3 protein-coding genes and 2 pseudogenes are annotated in these 4,596 nt (G+C 63.9%); all 5 read right to left on the reverse strand.

Annotated features, from left to right (window positions below; all coding sequences use genetic code 11):
• A partial coding sequence (locus OSH12_RS26085; RefSeq protein WP_266346562.1) for a TonB-dependent receptor occupies positions 1-1,637 on the reverse strand: 1,637 nt, incomplete at its 3' end.
• Positions 1,638-1,902: 265 nt separating this feature from the next.
• On the reverse strand, positions 1,903-2,952 hold the full coding sequence (locus tag OSH12_RS26090) for a FecR family protein (RefSeq protein WP_266346563.1): 1,050 nt from the start codon (positions 2,950-2,952) through the stop codon (positions 1,903-1,905).
• Positions 2,953-3,064: 112 nt separating this feature from the next.
• On the reverse strand, positions 3,065-3,580 hold the full coding sequence (locus OSH12_RS26095) for an RNA polymerase sigma factor (RefSeq protein WP_266346564.1): 516 nt from the start codon (positions 3,578-3,580) through the stop codon (positions 3,065-3,067).
• Between the two features lie 168 nt (positions 3,581-3,748).
• Positions 3,749-3,979: pseudogene (locus tag OSH12_RS26100) on the reverse strand (IS5/IS1182 family transposase); the annotation flags it as partial.
• Positions 3,980-4,231 (reverse strand): annotated as a pseudogene (locus tag OSH12_RS26105) (transposase); the annotation flags it as partial.
• Positions 4,232-4,596: the final 365 nt, after the last annotated feature.

Raw genomic sequence — 4,596 nt, forward strand, 5'->3', positions numbered from 1 at the left:
GACGGCGGCGCGATGGTCTCGTAGATATACGAGCCGCCGGCCGCGACCTCGACCTTGCCGACCGCCGTCTCGAAGGTGGAGGTGTTGACCGCGTCGGTGCCGTAGCGTTTGGCGATGTCCCAATAGCCCTGCGGCACGTCCAGGGTCTCGCCATTGCTGAATTTGAACGCATAGGGTGTGCGGATGTGGGTTTCCGTATCCGTCATCCAGACATTGGCCTTGAAGTCGATCCACTTGCTTTCGGGATCGTACTTATAGCCGGCGCGGTAGGTGTTGACGGCGACGTCGCTCAGCTCGGCCTGCGTCGCGCCGTCGAAGCGGAGGATCACCGACGGCATCATCTCGCCGAAATTGCTCTCGTAGCGCATGAAGCTGGCGTCGAAGATGTGGCCGCCATCGAGCTCCAGCTTGGCCTTGGCGAGGTAGGAGGTGTTGTCCTGCGAGGTGTTCAGCACTTCCTCGCCGCCGCGATAGCGATTGAGGGCGTTGAGCGAGATGGTCGTCCATTCGGTGGCGCGGTCGACCGGGATGCGCGGCGGCGCCGCCGGCGTGATCTCGGTGGTCTCGGTGATCGTCACTTCCGGCGTCCGGCCATTCGTGCCAGCGAAGTAGTTGCCGTTCTTGCGACGGGAATAGCCGGCGACGAACTCGACCATGTCGTTGCGCGCCGCGAAGGTAGCGCTGCCAGCGCCGGAGGTCGGCAGCAGGGTGGCCGGTCGGTCCATTCCGTAGGGGCTACCAGAGATGACGCCCGTCGGCACCGGCTGGAGCGTGCAGTTCCAGTCGCAGCCGGTGCGGTAGCGGCCGAATCCGGTCGTGCCGTAGCCGCCCGGCGTGCCGACCGGCGGCGGGCTCGCCGTATTGGTCATCAGGCTACCCTTGACGCGCACGCCCCAGGCCTTATCGCCGACGATGATGTCGTCGGCATTGATCGTCTCCATGCGCACGACGCCGCCGGTGGCGCCGACGCCATAGACGCCGGCCGAAGGACCCTTCTCGACTACGACGCCGCCGATGAAGTCCGGATCGACATAGTTGCGCGAGGCGACGCCGGAATAGCCGCGATAGACGGTGTTCTGCTGCTGCGTGCCGTCGACGACGACGGGCACGCGGCCGAAGCCCTGCATGCCGCGAACATTGACGTCGATCGCGCCGCTGTTGCGGTTGTCGCCGGTGAGGATGCCGGGCATTCCCTTCAGGAAGTCGCCGACCGAGGACCCGCGGAAGCGTTCGATCTGGCTTTCCGACAGGAACTCGACGCTCTGCGCCGTCTCATACTTCGCATCAGGACTGGCGAGGCCACCGAGGCCGCCATAGGTCTTCGATCCGGCCGTTACGTCGATCGTCTCCAGTATCAGCGATCCGTCGGTCACGGCCGGCGCGCCTGCCGAGCCTGGATCGATCAGGGCGGCCGAGCCGGGGGTGCCGATGCGGACTTCCAGGCCGGTTCCCGACACGAGGCGGCGCAGCGCCTGCGCCGGCGTCATCGTGCCGACGACGGCGGTCGAATTCTTGCCGCGGGCCAGCGACGAAGCGTAGCTGATCTGCCAGCCCGTCGCACCGATGAAGGCATTGACGGCTCTGGAAAGAGGCTGGGCGGGAATGGAAAATGCCACGGTCTGGCTGCCCGCCGTCATCGGTGTCTGCTGGGCAATTGCCGACACGAGAAAGGGCCCGGGTGCGACGCCAAGGACGGCGGATGTCAAAAGCAACGAGGCGAGGCGACGTTTCGTGCAACGTGTTTGCAGTGCACCGGGTGTCGCGCAGGTGGTCAACATCTCGTTCGTCATGCCGTCAAGCCCTCTTCCATATCGAAGAGGCCGACCGACAACGTGTCGAGTTCGCCCTCTCTCTACACCCGACGTTCGAGAAGGCCAGAACCGGAAAATAAAAGTTGAGTATTCAGCGAAGGATTAAGACGCCGCCTGGCAAAGCCGTCAGCGTGACGCCGGCCGCATCGGCCAAAGATCGCAGAGCGCCCTCTATGTCGGTCGTTCTGTAGTTGCCGCTGACGCGAAATCCATCGGCCTTGCGGGTGGCGACGAAGATGGGCGCGCTGCGATAGCGTCGCAGTTCGGCAAGCACCGTCGCAACGGGCTGGTCGTCGAACAGAATGCGCCCCTGCCGCCAGGCCAGTGTCGCCGCCGGATCCGCCGGCTCGACGGCGGACAGTGCGTCGACGGTCGCGACGACCTGTTCGCCAGGTTCCAGCGTCACCTGCTCGTTCGGCTGCGAGACGCGACGGACCTCGACGCGGCCGCGCTCCAGCAGGATGGTGTCCTGCGCCTCGCCCGCTCGCACGGAAAACGCTGTGCCCTTTACTTCGACCGCGCCAAACTCCCCGGCCACCCGGAAAGGATGCTCGGGATCCTGCAGGACGTCGAAGAAGGCCTCGCCCTGCAGGAGCCGAACGTCGCGGCGCCCGCCCTCGAAGTCGAGCGCTACGGCCGAGGCGGTGTTGAGGATCAGGGTCGATCCGTCTGGAAGGGTGATGGTCGCGCGATCACCGGCGGCGGTCCTATAGTCGGCCTGCCAGCGCAGCAGCAGCGCCGGCGCCTGCCAGATCCCGACGGCCAGCATCAGCAGGGCGGCGACGGCGCCCAATCTCGTGCTCAGCCTTCGGGCAAGCGGGATGCCTGCGCTTCGCCGGACAGGACGTCTTGCGGAGGTGTTCACCTGCGACGGTTCGGCCACGGGCAGGCCACGCGCGGCAGTGACGAAGGCCGGCAATTCCCAGAGAGCCTCGAGATCGTCATATGCTTCAGCATGGCGCGGGCTTCGCTGCCGCCAGGCTCGAAATGCGGCCTGTTCGGCGTGAACCGGCGTGGCGTTGCGCCGGCGCGCAAACCAGTCGAGCGCTTCGTCCGCAACGACATCGTCAGAGCCATCCTGCCAATCGGACGGCTGCGACGCGTGGGCATGGGGGGCGTCCTTTGAACTCTCTCGTCCCACCCAACTCATCCGATCGTCATGGCTTTCAGGTCTTTATAGAGCAGACGTTTCGCAGTCTGGAATCCGGCAAAGATAATGCGGAACATCCGACGGCTCCTTCGCGAGGCGGCCTTCAACGTCGGTCGCTCCGCGTGAGCGCGTCGCGACAATGCGCCATAGCGAGCTTGAGATCGTTGAAGACGGTGCGCTCGGAAACGCCAAGATGCAGCGCGATCCTGGCGTTTGTCCATGCCTCGATCCGGCTCAGCACCAGCACTTGCTGGGCGCGCTCCGGCAAGGTTGCGAGCGCCGACTGGAACAGCCGCAACCTCTCACGCTCGATGATCTCCTTCTCGAGCGAAGGTGTATCGGCGGCGATATTTTCCAGAACTTCGTCGCTAAGGCCGTCGGTCTCGATGCGGGCTCGCGTTTTGCGGCGACGCAGGTGATCGAGCGCCAGATTTCGAGCCGTCCGGTGCAGGAAGGCCTCGATATGCTCGATTGGACCCGCCTGGATCGCCTTATGCGCTCGCACATAGGTTTCCTGAGCCAGATCCTCGGCGATCTGCGGATCGCGAACGATCCGCATCACGCTCCAGGTCAGGGACCGGCGATGCAATTGAAATGCGTCGTTCAGGATTGTCGGCATGGCGGGAAGCGGCGGCGGGCTAGAGCAGACTCGCGTATCGTCGACACGGCGAGCGGGGGCTACCTGAAGGTCAGATAGTCCAGCCCAAAATTCCACGCAACGCCAATGATTTAGACCATCTCTAGTCTATATGGCCAATGCCGCACCTACACCGACTTCAACGAGCGGCCCTATAGCTTCAGCCTGGACCCCTTTTCCGCCGGCGGCGCAGCGACGGGCCTTGGCGCGCTCGAGTCCAGCATCAACTCGACGGACGGTCCGCCTAGGCCGATATCTGAAAGGCGTCTCGCCACACACCTTTGGCGGCCCAGCGAACGAAGCGTTGTAGAGCGTCTTGCGTGGGCCATGGCCCGACGAAGCGGCGGTCCAGCGGCCCCCGCTCGCTAGAACATGGACAATCAGGGTAGACTTATCCAGTGTCAGGTCCGACACCGCCCGCCGCAGCCGGGTGTTCTCCAGCTCCAACGCATTGAGCGGTTTAGCTTGGTCGTTCTTGATGCCGCCGTACTCCGCCCGCCAGCGGAAACGGGTCGTCTCCGTCATTGCGATCGTCTTCGCCACCTCGGCGATCGACTTGCCCTGACCGGTCAGCAAATCAACCTGACGCAGCTTGACGACAATCTCTTCGAGCTTGTGGCGTTTCCTTGCCATCGTTCCATCCATCCAGAAAGGTCTTCGGACCAACAGAAGGGATGGATCACTTCAAGGGGGCAAATCAATACCTCGGCGTTCGGCAGGGCCAGGGGTCATCCGAGGCAACTCATGGCAGAAGTGGTAAACTGCCATGAGTTTGCGAAGGTCGGCTTCGCGCCCCCAAACTGCCGTTCCGAGCCCTTGTTGCCGATCCCGAAACCCGCCATTCCTTCATCTGGCGCGCACGCATGAGAGAGGCGAGCCTTCGATGACGATCTGCGGGTTGTGTCCTGTCTCCAGCTGGACAGGGAGGACTAGGGCGCCGTCCATCATCCTGGTTTCAGCATGCATGGCGAGATTAACGATCGGCATCGCCAATCCTT

Source organism: Kaistia terrae, from assembly GCF_026344005.1.
In the GTDB taxonomy this organism is placed as follows: domain Bacteria; phylum Pseudomonadota; class Alphaproteobacteria; order Rhizobiales; family Kaistiaceae; genus Kaistia; species Kaistia terrae.

Bases quoted from the DNA above. Each gene is read 5' to 3' on its own strand.
- OSH12_RS26095 (WP_266346564.1), bottom strand. From the start codon at position 3,580: ATGCCGACAATCCTGAACGACGCATTTCAATTGCATCGCCGGTCCCTG.